We start from the raw sequence: 16,670 nt of genomic DNA, 5'->3' as shown, positions 1-16,670 counted from the left end.
GCCTTCCTCTCTTTCTATTCTAGCGCACCCTTTTAGGAGGCTCCGTTTTCCCCGCCTCAAACCCTAAAGACTTGAAGCTTTCCACCATATGAGGAGGCAGAGGTGCCGTAACACGCAGGGTCCCCCCTTTTGGATGAGGGAACTCTAATTGTCTGGCATGTAAATGAAGTCGATCTGGAAATCCTTCAGGATGTGCAATTTTTCCCCCATAACGTGGATCACCAATAATGGGTGTTTTCAGGCTCTCACAATGAACACGCAGCTGATGTGTCCGCCCGGTCAGAGGAGAGAGTTTAAGCCAGCTGAATTTACGCCCCGCACAGTCAACAAGCTCATATGAACTTTTCGCTGAAACCGCATCCTCATCGCCTCGCTGCGCCGGAACAATCAGAGCTGCCCCACCAGCACCCACCTTAGCCAAAGGTTGGTCAATAATCCCTTCAGTAGGATTAGGCCGCCCGACAACAATGGCCCAATAAGTCTTTTCAACATCCCTTGTACGGAAAGAGGCTGCCAGCTTGGCTGCGACGCCTGGAGTGCGGGCCAGAAGCAGCACGCCTGATGTATCGCGATCAAGCCTATGCACCAGACGGGGACGATCCCCCCCCTTCGGGCGAAAAGCCTCAATCATCTGGTCTACATGTTCCGTAATACCCGGTCCACCCTGTGTCGCCAGACCTGAGGGTTTGTTCAGCACAATCAATTGCTCATCCTGATAAAGGACCATAGCCTCAAGGCGCTTCAACACCATCGGGTCTAATGGGGGAGGAGGTGCTGGCTGGCTCACGTCAGGCAATGGAGGGATACGGATTTTCTGACCAGGATAAAGGCGCTGGTTAGGCTGAACTCGGCCACCATCGACGCGGATCTGCCCTTTACGGCAGAGTTTCTGCACCGCACCCTGCGTCAGATTAGGATAATGGCGACGGAACCAGCGATCAAGCCGCAGGTCGGATTCATCTTCAGTAACAATAAGATTTTGAACAGTCATGAGGAACGGGATGCTCGTTTCTGAGCCAGGAAATCCAGGCGTTTTTGTATTCTTTCTTCAAAGCCGCGATCAGTCGGGCGGTAAAGCGTCACGCGCTCCATTCCGTCAGGGAAATAATTCTGTCCCGAAAATGCGTCTTCTTCATCATGGTCATAGGCGTAATCTTTGCCATAACCAAGCTCTTTCATCAATTTTGTTGGTGCATTACGGATATGAGCTGGTGGAATCAGGCTTCCGGTCTTTTTAGCCAGGCGTCTTGCTTCGTTATAAGCCACATAGACTGCATTGGATTTGGACGCAACGGCCAGATGCACAACTAATTGAGCCAGGGCCAACTCGCCTTCAGGAGAGCCAAGTCTTTCATATGCCGTGGCTGCCGCCTGGGCAAGCGGTAGGGATGTCGGGTCAGCTTCCCCAACATCTTCGCTGGCAAATCTTACCAACCGGCGTGCAATATAACGTGGATCTTCTCCCCCTTCCAACATACGCGCAAACCAGTAAAGCGCTGCATCTGGGTCACTGCCACGCAAAGATTTATGTAGCGCGGAAATCAGATTATAATGTTCATCGCGATCGCGGTCATACAGGACCGGACGGCGGGTCAACATATGTGCCAGTCCAGCTGCATCTACCAACGTATTTTCCGGCTTTTTGGTTGTCTGGGCAAAAATCTGCTCTGCCATATTCAGAAGATAACGCCCGTCACCATCAGCCATTGCACAAAGAGACTGCCTTGCCTCAGCCGTTAAAGGCAAGGAACGCCCCATTTCTTTCTCCGCCCTTTTCAGGAGCTCACTGAGCGCCTGCGCATCAAGGCGGTTCAAGACCATGACCTGACAGCGTGAAAGCAAGGCAGCATTAAGCGAGAAGGATGGATTTTCAGTCGTGGCCCCTACCAGAACCACTGTGCCTCTTTCCACAAAGGGTAGAAAACTATCCTGCTGAGCCCGATTGAAACGGTGTATCTCATCAACAAATAGCAAAGTGCCTTTTCCCGTCGCTTCCTGCCTACGATCTGCTTCATCAAAAGCTTTTCGCAACTCGGACACATTAGAAAAAACAGCAGAAATCTGCGAAAAATACAGACCAGCCCTCTCAGCGAGCAGACGCGCAATCGTCGTTTTTCCGCAACCAGGACCGCCCCATAAGATAAGGCTGGGCAGAGAGCCGCTTTCAAACATGCGGCTTAATGTTCCATTCTCGCCCAAAAGATGCGCCTGCCCACTAACCTCTTCAAGGGTTTGAGGACGTATTCTATCTGCCAGAGGCTGATATTTCGGCGTTAATGAACGCTTACGCACAAGACTGCTTCGAAGTTCAGAAGAAGAAGCAGAAACGTCTGGGGAACCGAAAAGATCGTTATCCGCTTGAGACATGCAGAAACTTTCAGACTAAAAATTAAGGCGTGGAAGAGAAACTGGAAAAAGGCGTGATCTTAACATGGGGATCATCCACTGTTCCGTCAATTTTATAAGTCAGCGCCACAAAGCTAAATGATTTTTTAAGTGCTTCCGGTGGTTTCTTTTCCAAAGGTTTCTGAGAGGGGTCCTTATATGAGAAAAAAGGTGAGGCACTCCCCTGCATCTCAAAGACACGGTTGCGCATATTTATATTGCCCCTGAAACGCCCCCCTAGAACTGCATTCCCTAATTGCCCTTTCTGGAAGGAAAAACTCTTCTCATCAAGAGAAAAATCGACTGATGCCTTAATATGCTCCAGACGATCGCTGCCAAGCTGCCGCCATTCCGAGGGGGTGAATAAAGTTGCAAGCTTCAGGAAAGTCGGAGGATGAAGAAGCGCTATATCTCCCAACTCCGCACGACCATAAAAAGCCCCTAAGCCTAACCCCAGGGCATTTTCCTTTCCACGGGAAGCAAAGTACCCCTTCATTAAAAAACGTCCTCCTTCAAACCTTTTGGAAATATCAAAACTGGCTAAACTATTCCCCAAATCCTGACTTGAGAGATAAAAGGACTTTCCCCCTTTGTGAAGGAGGCTATCCTGCACGACCAGATTAAAGGAATAAGGACGCGTTAGAGCAACATGAATTTCCTGCAAAGATTTCCGTGACCAATGCGCCCCAGCCAGAACAGTAGAAAACGCTTTGGAACCATTATAATAAAGTTTGTCCGCCTTGAAGGCGACTGACCAATTTCCCTGAGGAAGGATTACTGGCTTCAGTAAGGGACCGGTCAGTTTTTTCTTGTTCCCTTCTTTTTTATGGGGGGTATTCAGTTCCAATAACGGCGATATATCCAGAGAAGCCCCGTCAAAGAAAATATTGTAATCTGGCCTGATATCATGCGATCCAGGCCAACTGATCATTAAATTGCCCTGATTGCGGCCAAGATGAAGCGGGCTGACATCTAAACCTGTGACTTCTCCCTTCGTAACAATACTTTTCCCTCTGATCGCCAGATCAGGTCCGCTACCTTCAAGCTGATCTACCGAATGGAGCTTGCCATCAAGCCAGCCAAGATGCGCTAATATATATGCAGAAGCCCCCCTCTCCTTTTTCCAGACAGCTGCGTCAAAAACCGCTTGCGTCAGATTTAAGGAAAGTTTCAGATCTCCTTGCTGCTTCTTCTGCGCAGTTTCTTTCTGTTGATAAGCCGCCTGAGCTATCACCGTACCATTCATTGTCCTAGGAGAGGCATTAATACCAAATGATTTCAAATGGGTCAGGTCAATAACGGCTTTTGCCTTTACGGAACGATTAACCGTTCCGGGAGGCTTTTTCTTAAAAGAATCCCAGAATGTAAAGCTAAGAGGAATCTGTCTGATTTTTACTTTCACATCAGTAGAAATTTCATCGCTTGTAACATGAAATGAGCCATGACCATCTTCTACCTCACCCGTCATTTTATTGTTAAATCCGACATGAGTGAACCGCGCCTGACTGTCAAAACCTATATCTGACATCAGCACATTGGCATCAAGAGGCAACACAACTCCAAGCTTCCCCTCCATACTGCCTTTCACATGCGTAAATGAAATTGGATAACGTGAAAGAAGATGCAGGCGGGGATGAACCAGAATTGTCAAAAAATCCCTAACAGGGCCTTTTAAATCAAGTCTGATATCTCCCATCTGGTCTGGTTTTGCCAAACCTGTCAGTAAAATACTCCCTTTGGGAACATCAATGCCCTTCCCCCCTTTGACGCTCATATGACCTTTCTGCAGGTCAATCTGTAGGGCATCGGCTGAAAGGAAATGCGCATAAGCTTCAATATGCTTCACAGGTGGCAGGGGCTTGAGCCAATAGACCGTCAGATCATGTCCCTTAAGATTTCCCTCAAGATTGGTGTCATTTAGATCGTTCCAGCCTGTTTTACTGGCAAGTGTCACTTTAAGTGTAAAATTCTCAGCCGTGCCGGAGGTCATATTTGCCCCCATCCAACGGCGCCCTCCCTTTGCGACGTCAATAGGCCAGACGGAAGGGAGATGAGCAAAATCGAGCTTTGGCACCTTGAAAGCAAAAATTATCTTTATATTTTTAGGCGACAAAAGATCATCTGCTTCCATATGCCCCGTAAAAGCAAAATGCGCTTCCTGACTGGCATCATCATATAAAATTAATGTCCCAGCCTTTAGCTGCACCGAAATTTCACGGGCCTTCTGTTTCTTTCCATAGAAAGTGAAATCAGCCTGCTTAACGTGTAAAGGCGGTGCACCATTTTGTCTGTACAACCCTTCACCCGCCAAAAGACGGATGGTAAAATCCTGCCAGTCTCCTGCCATATTTTTACGGGTTATAAGGCCATCACCTTCAAGTGAAACCGGGAAATTAAAGATGGAAAGTCCTTCTCCCCCCCCAGGAACCCAGTCTCCATATGCACTTGGTTTAAACATGGAAGAATGGATCGACAACTTTGTCTTACCCGTATCATCTGGTTGAACAGACAAGGAGAAATTAACAGATGTCTCGGGCGAAGACCCCTCTTTCTGCTCTACAGCACATTCTGAAACGCCTTTCCATCCACTATCATGCTGATAGGAAGCAACAAGTTCTGACATATTCAAAACCAGCTGCTTCTGATCGGGCTTTTCTTTCTCAAGCACGATTTTCAAATGATTGATCGTGAGTTTCTGAAAAGAAGAAAAGTCAAATTTCAACAGCTGAGGAGAAGAATTCTGCTGCTGTGCAAGCGGAACCATGCCCCCCACAGCCCAGTAAGAGGCCCCTTTCTGGACTAGTCCGAGGCTTCCCTCTTCTACATGAACGCGTAAAAACTTGACCGAGCCATGCCAGAGAGAGGAAAGATCAAGAGCTAGTTCCAGATCTGCAAGATGATCAAAAACCCGTCCCTGACCTGAAAATGTTTTCAAACCTCGTAGATGAACATCAAGAGCAGAAGGCTCTGACGGCCTCCCCGGAAACCATTGCAGCGAAAGATGTTCCCACCGCAATGTAATATCTTTTATTCTATTTTGGGGATTTTGATAAAGAGTGACGGGGCCCCAGTAATGAGACAGGGCCGTTACATCAAGCGGTCCTTGTGCCAGACGCCATAAAAGCCCTCCCCCTGCCACCATAAGGAGAATAAGCAATAAGCCTAAAAGCCCTAAAACTGCCTTTATAAGGCATTTTATCAGCTGCCAGACACGCCTGCCTATTGAGGAAAGCACGCGATCCATCCGAGATAGGCCCCGATCAGGGGGTCAATCCTGCCAGGAAATTCCGGGCCCATTCTACCTGCTCGGCAGGACGGATTTTATATTTTGCCGCCATAACCTTTCCATCACCATCAATCAAAAAGGCGCTTCTTTCAATTCCCATATACGTGCGCCCGTACATGGACTTTGAAACCCACACACCATAGGCTTCTGAAAGGATATGCTCTTCATCTGAAATTAATGTAAAATTCAGGCTTTCTTTTTCATAAAAACGTGCCAGCCTGCTTACAGGGTCTGGACTAACACCAAAAACAGGCAGAGCCAGTCCATTTAGGCCATGCGGCTCGGCTGTGGCATCGCGCAATGCACAAGCTTGTGTCGTGCAGCCTGGTGTCATGGCCTTTGGATAGAAGTAAATCAGATAAATCTGTCCTTTAAGCGCGTGGCTGCTGCAGATTCTCTCCCCATGCGGGCCAAAAGAAGGGAGGTTAAAATCAGGTGCCTGATCCCCCTTTTGTAAAGAAATCCCTGTCATTGATTCACTCATGGCTGGTCAGCATGTGTAACACTTCCGTCACTTGCGGAATCATTGGGAAGACTGGGTTGTGTTTTATCCTGCTCCGCCTGTTCTTGTTGTTCAATCATCGGACTTCCCGTCGCAGCCTGAGACTCCGTAGCCGGAGATGATGGAGATTCGACTGGTCCACCAGCTTGAGGGACCACAATACCAGGTATGGGATTTTCTGCCCCTTTCTGGTTTCTGAAACGCGGCATCAGTTTTTTAAAATCAGCTGGAGGGTCGAATTCAGTCGAGGGAATATCACGATACGTGACATTTATCGCCTCAAGCTGGCCTGTAATTCCGTCAGCATCGACGCCAGATTCCGAAAGGATAACCCCATCAGCTGTTACGCAAGCCTGTGCTTTTCCTGCCGCACTCTTAATCATCCAGTTCTGGCAGTCATAACCAGCAATCTTTTTATGGTCTGCCGCTTCATAGCTCATACTCAAATCCAGCAGGAACGGATTGCGCAACCCACGGAGCGGCATCAACTGGGCGTATGTTTTCGTTTCCATATTGATAAGCGTCACCTTCTGGGCAGGACGATCCAGAATTGTGGCCGTCTTGTGATTAACAGGGTCAATCCGGAGCCTGTCGCCAGATGAGGCAAAGGCAACTGTCACTTCGTTAATATCATCGGCTGATGAAGGGCGTTCATTCGTCTGGAAATGATAGGTCACAACCACATCACGCTCTGGAGAAAGACGGGGGTGATCAAGGGAAGGCAGATTACCCTGAGCAGGAGAAGAAGCAGCCTGGGCAACACTGAAAAAAGACAGGGATAAAACTACCCCAGTGCTGGCTTGTAAAATAGTTTTATAAATATTCATGACATTCCTTCCTGCCTCATACCAGTTTCATGACGTAAATTCCGGATATAATCTTCAAGCCCCGTAAGACTTACATCTTCTGGCCAAGTAACTTTTACTTTCAGTGCCTGCATTAATAAGGTCTGATAATGCACTGAGTCGATCTCAATCCCGCCCAATCGGGCCAAATGAGGGGTTAAGAATTGTGTATCAAGGAGATGATACCCTGCCTTGCGCAGCGCTGCAATGAGATGAACCAAAGCAATCTTTGATGTGTTCCGTTCAAACGATACCATGCTTTCGCCGAAAAAAACCCCGCCAAGTGTTACACCATAAAGCCCTCCAACCAATAAACCCTTCTGATTGCGCACCTCTACAGAATGTGCATGACCTCTCTCATGTAATTGCCTATATAGCTCCCTGATTTTCGGACTAATCCATGTTTCTTCCCTTCCGGGAAGCAGACGGGAACAGGCTTCTGTCATCTCGTCAAAATCTTTATCTGTATAGACGTGATAATCACCTGACAGGACAGTCCTGAGCAAACGGCGCGGAATATGTGGTCTCCCCAGCGGAATAATCCCCCGCTTCTCAGGCTTATACCAATCAAGCTCTGTGCTCTCTCGCTCAGGCGCCATGGGAAAAAACCCCTGAGCATAGGCCGATAGTAAAATTTCAGGCGTTATATTCATAAAAATCTATAATAATCATCAAGGAACTATACTAACAATTCCTGCTTTTAGGAAACAATACTGGCAAATGACTCCCCGAACTACTATAATAGTGAGGACTGCCTTTATCGTAGGATAGCTGACATGCTTCATATCCCACAGACCTATGTTTATACCATTATCCTTCTGATAACTGCGATTGTGCATTTCCTTTTTCCGCAACTCTCTCCTCTCATGAAAGTTCTGGAAATAATCTGGATGATCTTTATCGTCCTCTCTGGCTTGCTGGAATATTATCTCGACCGCAAATATGGTAAAAATATCGGAGATTTGTGAGCCGCTCAGACGCCGCTTTCTTCGCCCCGATAATTTTCAGCAGCTTCCTGCACTGAAGCCCCATAACTACGCTCCAGCCTGCGAATGGTAAAATGGGCACGGGCCACCGCCCGGTAATGTGCAAGAAATGCTGTATTGAGAGATGCGCCACAAAGAGCCCCCGCCACAGGCACCATTTTTGCCGCAAAATGACGTGAAAGTCCTATCCCGTAATGTCCGGCAACTTCAGCCATAAGCAGAACAAGAGGTTGCCCTCTCATCAAAGCCCGCGCTGCAAAAAAGCCCATTTCTTTCTCGCTTTTTTCCTTATTACCCGCAACGATTGAAGAGAGTGCAAATACTTCAAGGCATGCTTTACGCGTTTCCTCATCAGAGAGGTTTTCCCCATTCTCCAGGGCAATTGCGGCAATTTCACGCATAATCGTTAATGTCGTGAGGCCAATATCTGGCCCCATACTGAAGATACCGCCAAAACCACCCATCGCCCCGGAAACGGCCACAACTGCCTGGGCCAGATTTTCTTTCACAGGGGAACGCAGTCTTTTCTCTTTTTTCTTCATTCCCAAAATTGCAATATTAAAGGCCTGATTAAGCGAAAATTCAGAAACTTTATGAAGTTTTTCCTGCAATCCGGGAACAAGTGACAAACCTTGCATCCCCATTTTCGCAGCCTGCCCTACTGCTCCCCCCATGAGGTCAGCAAGTCTGATCAAAACGCCTTTTCCAGACTCCACCTCTGAGAGAACGTGACGAAGCTGCTCAAGTGTCTCTGCATCCATAGGCTTAAAATCAAGCATCGTGCTGGGAAGCTGCTCATTATGGCTGGAAGGATTTTGAGACATCATTGAAATAAATCTCCTTTACGACACAGCAAGTTTACCGAACTTCCTGTTAAAGATCACTAAAAAACAAAAATGTCAGGCTCTCTCTTTCCACTCACCTAGTTTCGTCAGATGGATAAACTCTTTCTGTGTTACAGGCGCAACTGAAAGACGGGACTGTTTTATCAAGGCCATTTCCGAAAGTGCAGGATCGGCTTTAATCTCAGCTAATGTAACAGCTTTGGCAAAAGGCCCTTTCGCCTTCACATCCACACAAACCCAACGTTCATCTTCAGAAGTCGGGTCACGGTACGCTTCGCGGACAACCTCTACCACTCCCACAATGGCTTTTTGCGTGACAGAGTGATAAAAGAGAGCAAGGTCGCCTTTTTTCATAGCCGATAAATTATTACGTGCCTGATAATTACGCACACCTGTCCAGGGTTCTATATCATTTTTGACTTGTTCATCCCACGAGAATGAAGCAGGCTCAGATTTGATAAGCCAATAATGTTTCATAAATGCTTTCCTTGATGAGCAATGCTCATGTCACTAACAACTCTGTGAAACCCAATCTCCGTTTGTTCCTTTGCAGTTTAGAGAAGTTCGCTTAAATGTGTAAAAGCATTTTAAAAAATAAATACCGAGAGCCTGTGAAGAAGCAATTTTCTCTTTTCCACCGTTATGCAAATCCTGGTAATTTTTACCGCCTTATCCGCCCCCTTATCGCCTATTTTGCCGGGTTTGGACTGATCTTGCTCATTGCTGGGATGTGTGACGGGCTGTTTTTCTCTCCCGCCGACTGGCAGCAGGGAGAAACGGTGCGGATCATGTATCTCCACGTCCCTATGGCCTGGCTGGGCACTGCATGTTACGCCTCCCTGGCCGTCTGCGGGATCTTATCACTTGTCTGGCGTCATCCCATTGCCGATATTGCTGCGTTGGAAATCGGGCCTGTAGGCGCCTGTGCTACCGCGCTCTGCTTGATAACGGGGTCTCTATGGGGCAAACCAACATGGGGGACCTGGTGGGTCTGGGATGCTCGTCTGACATCCATGCTGATTCTCTTCTTCCTTTATCTCGGTCACATCACCTTAATGCGCGCCTTTGATGACCCCAATAGAGGTCAGAAAGCTGCTGCCATTCTAGCTTTAATCGGTGCCGTTGATCTTCCCATCATCAAATTCAGTGTCAAATGGTGGAACACGTTACATCAACCCGCCAGCCTAACACTCAGCAATGCACCGACCATTTCCTTGACGATCCTGATTCCCCTGCTTCTTTGCACATTTGGCTTTACGCTCTGCACGCTGGCTTTAATTGGCATTCGTATGTGCGCCTCTATTAATGAGCGTCGCACCCAGAGATTACTAACCCAGGAAATAACGATATGAACACTTTACCTGGTCTATTTCATCATTGGGATTATGTCATTGCCAGCTACGGCCTCGTAAGTTTTTGCTGTATAATTCTGGCTGTTTCAGCCTATATCCGCTTCAAACGTTCTCTCAGCCGCCTTCATTCCATTGAGCGAATGCTTGAGCAAGAGGACGGAATTTCATAATGGCCGCGAATTCCTCCTTTTCACGCAAGACAAAACGGCTCTGGATCGTCATTGCATGCGCGCTCTGTCTTGCCGTCGCCGTTTTCCTGATGCTGCGGGCCTTTTCGAGTTCGATCATGTTCTTTATGGCACCTTCACAGGTCAAGACACATCCCCCCGCGCTCTCTAGACAATTTCGTCTGGGAGGTATGGTTGTCGCTGGCAGTTTCCACAAAAAAACCATTGGGCAACACCCCCTTGCCCTGTTTGATATAACGGATGGTCAGGCGGCCATATCAGTTCACTATAGCGGTATTTTACCTGATCTTTTCCGTGAAGGGCAAAGTGTCGTCGCTCTTGGTCACATGGATCAGGATGGCACCTTCAGCGCAGAAACTGTTCTTGCCAAGCATGATGAAACATATATGCCTAAAGAAGTCGCTGAAGCCTTGAAAAAAAGTGGCAAATGGGATCCCAGATTCGGCCCTCCCCCTGATGCTGCCAGCTGGAGCAGAATGACAGAACCTGCCCCTAAACCTCACCTCCAGGTAACGGATAAACCATAATGCTTGAGCTATTTGGTCCAGAAAATGGCTTGTTTGCCTTAGCTCTCAGCATAGTTATTGCTTTTTGGCAGTGTATCATCCCTGCCTGGGGGCTTTATTCCAATCGCCTACGCCTCATCAACATGGCCTCTGCCTTTGCTGTCAGTCAGGCCTTGTCCTTAATTTACGCTTTTATCTGCCTTATATCAGCTGCCTTGCGTGACGATTTTTCAGTCAGAAACATCGCTGAAAATTCAGCAATCAGCAAACCTCTCCTCTATAAAATTACCGGTGTATGGGGAAACCACGAAGGCTCCATCCTCCTCTGGATCCTGATCCTAGGCTTATGTGGCATGACCGTTGCCCTGACAGGGCGCCATAGCAAGGTCAAACTCCCAGCGACACTCAGAGCACGCGTTTTATGTATATTAGGGGCCATTTCCATCGGGTTTGAGCTTTTCTGCATTTTAACATCAAACCCATTTGCTCGCCTAATTCCAGCACCTTCTGATGGCATGGGAATGAATCCCCTCCTGCAGGACCCAGGCTTAGCCTTTCACCCACCTGTTCTCTATACAGGTTATGTCGGGTTTGCTGTTCCTTTTGCCTTTGCTGTTGCAGCCTTGTGGGAAGGACAGGCAAACGCTCTTTGGGCACGATGGGTCCGTAACTGGACAGTCGCGGCATGGGCGTTTTTAACTTGCGGCATTACGATGGGGTCATGGTGGTCTTACTATGTTCTGGGATGGGGAGGTTACTGGTTCTGGGACCCTGTAGAAAATGCCTCTCTTATTCCCTGGCTCAGTAGCACAGCTTTGCTTCATTCTGCCCTAGTTGTTGAAAAGCGTGAATCGCTTAAAATATGGACAATCTTATTAGCACTTGCCTGTTTCTCTTTCTCTCTCTCAGGAACCTTTCTTGTACGCTCTGGTATCCTGAATTCAGTACATGCTTTTGCTAATGACCCCGCCCGGGGAATCTTTATCCTCTCTCTTCTCGGAATCATTACAGGGGGCAGCCTGGTTCTTTTCGCCTGGCGGGCACCTTCCATCGCTGGTCAGGGCGGATTTTTCGCCCCTATCTCGCGGGAGAGTGCCATGGTCGTCAATAATATCCTGCTTTGCTCGATCTGTGCTGTCGTTCTTACCGGAACAATGTACCCTCCTTTCATGCAGCTCCTTTTCGGTCAGACGCTTTCTGTCGGGAAACCCTTCTTTGACGCAACCACCATTCCGTTAACAATACCACTGCTCATTGTCATGGGATTTGGCATTGGACTTTCATGGAAACATTCAAAGCTCTTTCCCTTACTTAAACGTCTGCGCCTATCATTCATAATTGCTATTATCGGATTTATCCTGGCACTTTTCTGGTTGAACAGTTTCCTGGCCTCTCTTTGTGCAGGACTTGCAATATGGGTCCTTGCCGCAAGCCTTGCTGATTTCTATTACCGACGCAAAGCCTTCACGGCTTTATGGCACATACCCCATTTTCTCATCGGGAGTATTATGGCCCATTGTGGTGTTGCCATCACTATCCTGGGATTGTGCGGCATGTCTGCAGCACAGCAAACTGTAGTTGAGGCCCATAAAAACGAGCATTTTCTCCTTGCTGGCTATGACTGGCAACTCAAAGACGTGCATGACGTTTTTGCCAGCAACTATTCAGCCAAAAGGGCTGATATCATCGTACGGCATGGCGGCCATATCGTAACAGTTATGCACCCTGAAAAACGCTATTTCGAACGTGAAAATCAAAGTACAATGTACGTTGCGATCCATACAAACTTCCTAAGAGACCTTTATGCGGTTTTAGGGGATGTGCATGAAGATGGACCGCAAACAAGCTATATCCTTCGCCTGCACGACAACCCATTGGCACCTTGGATCTGGCTTGGTGGATTAATGATGGCGCTCGGTGGTTTTATAACCCTGTCACACAGACGTTTTCATAAAGGTACGGCACATTCTTCCAAAGGTCATCATACTTCCCATCAAAGCGCTTCATAACCATTAGGATATATGAATATATGGCCTTAACACGCCGGCGACTTCTCGCAACTTTACCTGTTCTCGGCACCGCTGCCTGTGGTGTCGGTTTCTGGGCAATGCTGAAAAATATGAAAACGGGTCAATTTGATCCCCACGCCGTCGACACATCCATCGTAGGACGGGGCCTTCCTGATTTTCCAGCACTTGAAGGACTGACTGATTTCAGAGATGGCTTTTCTCCAGAAGAACTCCGCTCCCAGACATCGCCCCTTCTCATTAATTTCATGGCCTCATGGTGTGTACCGTGTGTTCTGGAAATGCCTTTCCTGAAAACCATCTCGTCAGAACTTCCGATCTGGGGAATTATTTATAAAGACAAGGCTGAACGCGCTAAAAATTTTATTCAGCGCAATGGCTCACCCTATAAACGTATTGGGCAAGACAAGCAGGGAATGACAGCGATCGAATGGGGCGTGACAGGCGTGCCAGAAAGTTTCCTTATATTCCCAGGTGGAAAAATCGTCTGGCATGGCAGTGCCGCCCTTAATGAAGCGACCTTCCAACATGAAATAAGACCTCTTTTAAGACGGGCCTTATGAGGATGAAGTATTTTCTTCTGGCATTTTTCCTTCTAATAGTGCCACTAGAGGCGCTGGCCCTTGATTCTCCTCAGGAGAAGTTAAGTAACCCTGCTCTTGAACAGCGGGCAGAACATCTAGGGGCACAATTACGATGCCTTGTCTGTCAGAATGAGAGCATTGAAGATAGTAGCGCAGGTCTGGCAAAAGATTTGCGCCACGTTGTACGCGAACAGGTCAAAAAAGGATGGTCCGATCAGCAGATCATGACATGGATGACCCAACGTTACGGTAATTTCATCAGGCTCAGACCTGTTTTTAATCTGAAAACAGCATTACTCTGGTTCATGCCAGTCTTAGCTTTTATGATAGGTATGCTTGCTGCCTGGCGGATATGGAACCATCCAAAAACGGAAGTTCATGCCTTAAGCGATGAAGAAAAAGAACGTCTGAAGACCCTGTTAAATAAAGAGTGAACTTATGTCCTTCCTTCTGGGTGCTTTTCTTGTCACAATTATCGTCCTGATTCCCCTGGGAATGAGCCTTTGGCAGCGTTCCGTTGCGACGAGAGAGACTGCTGACAGCACGATCGATCTTTATAAAGCCCAGCTCGATAATCTGGAAAAAGAGCTAGAAGCCCATCTGATCGACCAGGAAGCATATGATAGCGCCCGGACAGAAATACAGCGCCGTTTGCTCAACAGCCCAGTTCCTCCTCCACCTGTAAATGAAAAAAACAGCACCTCACAAAAACTGATTTTAATCAGCTCAATGGTACTTATTCCTGTTTTGGCAATCTGGCTCTATGCGGAAAAGGGATTTCCTTCTTTCACCTCTGAAAAGCCAGATCATCAATGGTCTACAAAAAACTTCAGTCCCCAACTGGCCCAGATACGCCAACTCGGCAAGCTGGCAGCCAGTCTATCTCCTATGGATAAACGCTATAGTCTGGTGCATGAACAGTTAGGCGACCTTAAAGCACAGATCGGCCTTGCCCAACCAGCTCTTGAAGAGTGGAAACTCGCTGTCAAAGGGCACTTTACCCCCGAACTGGCCCTCAAAGTTGCTGAAGCTGAAACAGAGCAGATCGGTCACGTTTCACCAGAAGCCCTTGAACTTTACCACAAAGCCCTGGATGCCGCTCCCGCAGACGCCCCCTGGCGTCTGGCTGTTGAAACACGAATTGCCACGGGCGAACACGATAAAGACCAGAAACAATGACACATAACACTACATCTGAATATAATTCCTGCCCTCTCTGCCATAATCCCGTTACGATCTCGCAAGAAAACTGTAATCATTGTGGCGCCATACGCCTTACAGGATTATCTGTCATTGAGGCTCTGGTTTGCGCCTTGATCGGACTCGTTGTGTTTTCCGCATTTTCAACCTTACTCATTGCCCTGTCACTATGGACTATCCTTTTTGCCCTCATTGGCTTAGGAGGTGGTTTTCTGGTGGCTTACTATCACTTCCCCGCTGAAAAATGGGAAGCACCGCGCTAAGCTGGTTTCTTTACGACTTTCCCCGCCTTAGAAAGGCTTTTTCATGTCTGAATCTCTGCCAATATCACTGACAGGCCTCGAATTACTCAATAACCCTTTTCTCAATAAAGGGCTTGCCTTTCCTCTCTCTGAACGAAAAATCTTTGCGCTTGAGAGCCTTCTACCCGCTGGAGAGCTGACACTCGACCAGCAGGTAACAGCAGCTTATAAATCCATCACATTCCTGAAAGATAAATTAAGCCAGCATGTTGCCCTACGTGCATTGCAGGATGAAAATGAAACTGTCTTTTACGCACTGATAGAAAAACATCTCCAGGAGATGATGCCACTAGTTTACACACCTGGTGTTGGCGAAGCCTGTCTAAATTTTTCCAAAATCTGGCACCGCCCCAGAGGACTTTATATCACAGCCCGTGAAACTGGCCGTATGGCTGACCTCCTTTTCTCATCTGATTATGATGATATCCGTATGGTTATTGTTACAGATGGAGAACGTATTCTAGGCCTGGGAGACCTCGGGGCAAACGGAATGGGAATCCCTATCGGGAAACTTTCGCTTTATACCGCCTGTGCGGGAATTAACCCTTCTTATATGCTGCCGATTACTCTTGATGTCGGGACTGAAAATGAGACCCTTCTCAATGATCCCGACTATATAGGGCTTAAACAGCCTCGTTTGCGAGGAGAGGCTTATGATAATTTCATTGATGAATTTGTTACAACAATCAAAGCACGCTGGCCCAATATCCTGCTTCACTGGGAAGATTTTGCCGGACGTAATGCAGCCCCTCTTCTGCAGCGTTATCGCCATGAAATTTTAAGCTTTAATGATGATATACAGGGAACCGCAGCCATTGCTACTGCGGCTATTCTCTCTGGGCTGAAAAAGAAAAATGAAACACTCTCTCAACAGAGGGTCATGATTGTTGGTGGGGGGTCTGCTGGCTGCGGCATTGCTGCACAGCTTTATCAGGCATGTTTAGCAGATGGCCTGAACAAGCAGGATGCACTTGAGCGTTTCTATTTATTTGACCGCCCAGGCCTACTCCTCAAATCCATGAATAATTTGACAGAAGGGCAAGCTTTCTTTGCCCGTGCAGAAGCGCCTTCCTGCGGTGTCAATGCCGGACTTTCGGACATGGTGGATGAAATTCGCCCTACCATTCTGATTGGTGTTTCCGGGCAGGCAGGTCTTTTCACAAAAGAAATGATCGTCAGGCTTGCACAACATTGCCCACAGCCTCTGATCTTTCCACTTTCAAACCCTACCAGTCACGTTGAAGCAACACCTGAAGATATTTTAAACTGGACGAACGGGAAAGCCATAGTCAGCACAGGAAGCCCCTTCCCACCTGTAACATTAGGTGAACGTACTATTTCCATTGACCAGACCAACAATGCTTACGTTTTTCCTGGTCTTGGCCTTGGTGCTTTGGCCTGTAAAGCAACTGAAATTAATGACAAGATGCTCATGGCTGCGGCACAGGCTGTTGCTGAGAGCGTGCAGTCTTCACAGAATGAAACCCTCCTCCCGCCTCTCTCTGCGATCAAAGCAGTTGCACTCGCCGTTGCACGAGCTGTTGCTCAACAGGCGCAAAAAGATGGACTTTGCCCGGCTTTTGACGAAGCATCCCTTGAGCAGAATATGGCAGCCCTATGCTGGCAACCTGTTTATCGTCCTTATAGTCCTGTTGTTTGATC

General features: G+C 47.7%; 18 protein-coding genes. 10 read left to right on the top strand and 8 right to left on the bottom strand.

Going from position 1 to position 16,670, the window contains the following annotated elements:
• Positions 1 to 19: 19 nt before the first annotated feature.
• Genes AC3B6P_RS08030 through aat form a run of 6 tightly spaced genes read right to left on the bottom strand, consistent with a single transcriptional unit; the run spans position 20 to position 7,671 of the window.
• Entirely contained in the window at positions 20 to 991 is a 972-nt protein-coding gene (locus AC3B6P_RS08030) for an RluA family pseudouridine synthase (protein ID WP_489805614.1), read from the bottom strand.
• Entirely contained in the window at positions 988 to 2,367 is a 1,380-nt protein-coding gene (locus AC3B6P_RS08025; RefSeq protein WP_489805613.1) for a replication-associated recombination protein A, read from the bottom strand. Before AC3B6P_RS08025 ends, AC3B6P_RS08030 begins: the two co-directional genes overlap by 4 nt.
• A 22-nt stretch (positions 2,368 to 2,389) precedes the next feature.
• Entirely contained in the window at positions 2,390 to 5,629 is a 3,240-nt protein-coding gene (locus tag AC3B6P_RS08020; protein ID WP_489805612.1) for a hypothetical protein, read from the bottom strand.
• A 16-nt stretch (positions 5,630 to 5,645) separates the two neighbouring features.
• A complete protein-coding gene (gene bcp, locus AC3B6P_RS08015; protein WP_489805611.1) occupies positions 5,646 to 6,143 on the bottom strand; it encodes a thioredoxin-dependent thiol peroxidase in 498 nt (165 codons plus the stop codon).
• An 8-nt stretch (positions 6,144 to 6,151) separates the two neighbouring features.
• The gene (locus AC3B6P_RS08010) at positions 6,152 to 7,000 is read right to left on the bottom strand and encodes a DUF4412 domain-containing protein (protein ID WP_489805610.1); all 849 of its coding nucleotides are present in this window, start codon (positions 6,998 to 7,000) and stop codon (positions 6,152 to 6,154) included.
• Complete coding sequence (gene aat, locus AC3B6P_RS08005) at positions 6,997 to 7,671, bottom strand: leucyl/phenylalanyl-tRNA--protein transferase (protein WP_489805609.1); 675 nt, start codon at positions 7,669 to 7,671, stop codon at positions 6,997 to 6,999. The genes AC3B6P_RS08010 and aat overlap by 4 nt, the downstream gene beginning before the upstream one ends.
• Positions 7,672 to 7,794: 123 nt before the next feature.
• Between aat and AC3B6P_RS08000 the strand changes: the two genes are divergently transcribed.
• Complete coding sequence (locus tag AC3B6P_RS08000; protein ID WP_489805608.1) at positions 7,795 to 7,986, top strand: hypothetical protein; 192 nt, start codon at positions 7,795 to 7,797, stop codon at positions 7,984 to 7,986.
• A 5-nt stretch (positions 7,987 to 7,991) separates the two neighbouring features.
• On the opposite strand, the gene AC3B6P_RS07995 is transcribed toward AC3B6P_RS08000, so the two are convergent.
• Together AC3B6P_RS07995 and AC3B6P_RS07990 are read right to left on the bottom strand one after the other, a co-directional pair.
• Positions 7,992 to 8,831, bottom strand: coding sequence for an EcsC family protein (locus AC3B6P_RS07995; protein ID WP_489805607.1), 840 nt, complete (start codon positions 8,829 to 8,831; stop codon positions 7,992 to 7,994).
• 72 nt (positions 8,832 to 8,903) lie between these two features.
• On the bottom strand, positions 8,904 to 9,326 hold the full coding sequence (locus AC3B6P_RS07990) for an EVE domain-containing protein (protein ID WP_489805606.1): 423 nt from the start codon (positions 9,324 to 9,326) through the stop codon (positions 8,904 to 8,906).
• Between the two features lie 134 nt (positions 9,327 to 9,460).
• Between AC3B6P_RS07990 and AC3B6P_RS07985 the strand changes: the two genes are divergently transcribed.
• From AC3B6P_RS07985 to AC3B6P_RS07945, 9 genes are read left to right on the top strand one after another with little or no spacing between them, the layout of a single operon-like run.
• The gene (locus AC3B6P_RS07985) at positions 9,461 to 10,201 is read left to right on the top strand and encodes a heme ABC transporter permease (RefSeq protein WP_489805605.1); all 741 of its coding nucleotides are present in this window, start codon (positions 9,461 to 9,463) and stop codon (positions 10,199 to 10,201) included.
• Positions 10,198 to 10,371, top strand: coding sequence for a hypothetical protein (locus AC3B6P_RS07980; RefSeq protein ID WP_489805604.1), 174 nt, complete (start codon positions 10,198 to 10,200; stop codon positions 10,369 to 10,371). Before AC3B6P_RS07985 ends, AC3B6P_RS07980 begins: the two co-directional genes overlap by 4 nt.
• Positions 10,371 to 10,916 carry a cytochrome c maturation protein CcmE gene (ccmE, locus tag AC3B6P_RS07975; protein ID WP_489805603.1) on the top strand — a complete coding sequence of 182 codons (546 nt, stop codon included), beginning with the start codon at positions 10,371 to 10,373 and terminating at the stop codon, positions 10,914 to 10,916. Before AC3B6P_RS07980 ends, ccmE begins: the two co-directional genes overlap by 1 nt.
• Positions 10,916 to 12,904: a heme lyase CcmF/NrfE family subunit gene (locus AC3B6P_RS07970; protein ID WP_489805602.1), complete on the top strand. Its 1,989-nt coding sequence runs from the start codon at positions 10,916 to 10,918 to the stop codon at positions 12,902 to 12,904. The genes ccmE and AC3B6P_RS07970 overlap by 1 nt, the downstream gene beginning before the upstream one ends.
• Before the next feature lie 20 nt (positions 12,905 to 12,924).
• Complete coding sequence (locus tag AC3B6P_RS07965; RefSeq protein WP_489805601.1) at positions 12,925 to 13,485, top strand: redoxin family protein; 561 nt, start codon at positions 12,925 to 12,927, stop codon at positions 13,483 to 13,485.
• Positions 13,482 to 13,940, top strand: coding sequence for a cytochrome c-type biogenesis protein (locus AC3B6P_RS07960; RefSeq protein ID WP_489805600.1), 459 nt, complete (start codon positions 13,482 to 13,484; stop codon positions 13,938 to 13,940). The genes AC3B6P_RS07965 and AC3B6P_RS07960 overlap by 4 nt, the downstream gene beginning before the upstream one ends.
• 4 nt (positions 13,941 to 13,944) lie before the next feature.
• On the top strand, positions 13,945 to 14,685 hold the full coding sequence (gene ccmI, locus AC3B6P_RS07955; protein ID WP_489805599.1) for a c-type cytochrome biogenesis protein CcmI: 741 nt from the start codon (positions 13,945 to 13,947) through the stop codon (positions 14,683 to 14,685).
• Positions 14,682 to 14,969 (top strand): hypothetical protein, encoded by a 288-nt coding sequence (locus AC3B6P_RS07950; protein ID WP_489805598.1) that lies wholly within the window; start codon positions 14,682 to 14,684, stop codon positions 14,967 to 14,969. The genes ccmI and AC3B6P_RS07950 overlap by 4 nt, the downstream gene beginning before the upstream one ends.
• 43 nt (positions 14,970 to 15,012) lie before the next feature.
• Complete coding sequence (locus AC3B6P_RS07945) at positions 15,013 to 16,668, top strand: NAD-dependent malic enzyme (RefSeq protein WP_489805597.1); 1,656 nt, start codon at positions 15,013 to 15,015, stop codon at positions 16,666 to 16,668.
• The last annotated feature ends 2 nt before the right edge of the window (positions 16,669 to 16,670 follow it).

This window comes from Aristophania sp. ESL1142, assembly GCF_058107345.1.
The sequence above is the reverse complement of the archived record's forward strand: the minus strand, read 5'-3'. Positions and strand labels throughout refer to the sequence as shown.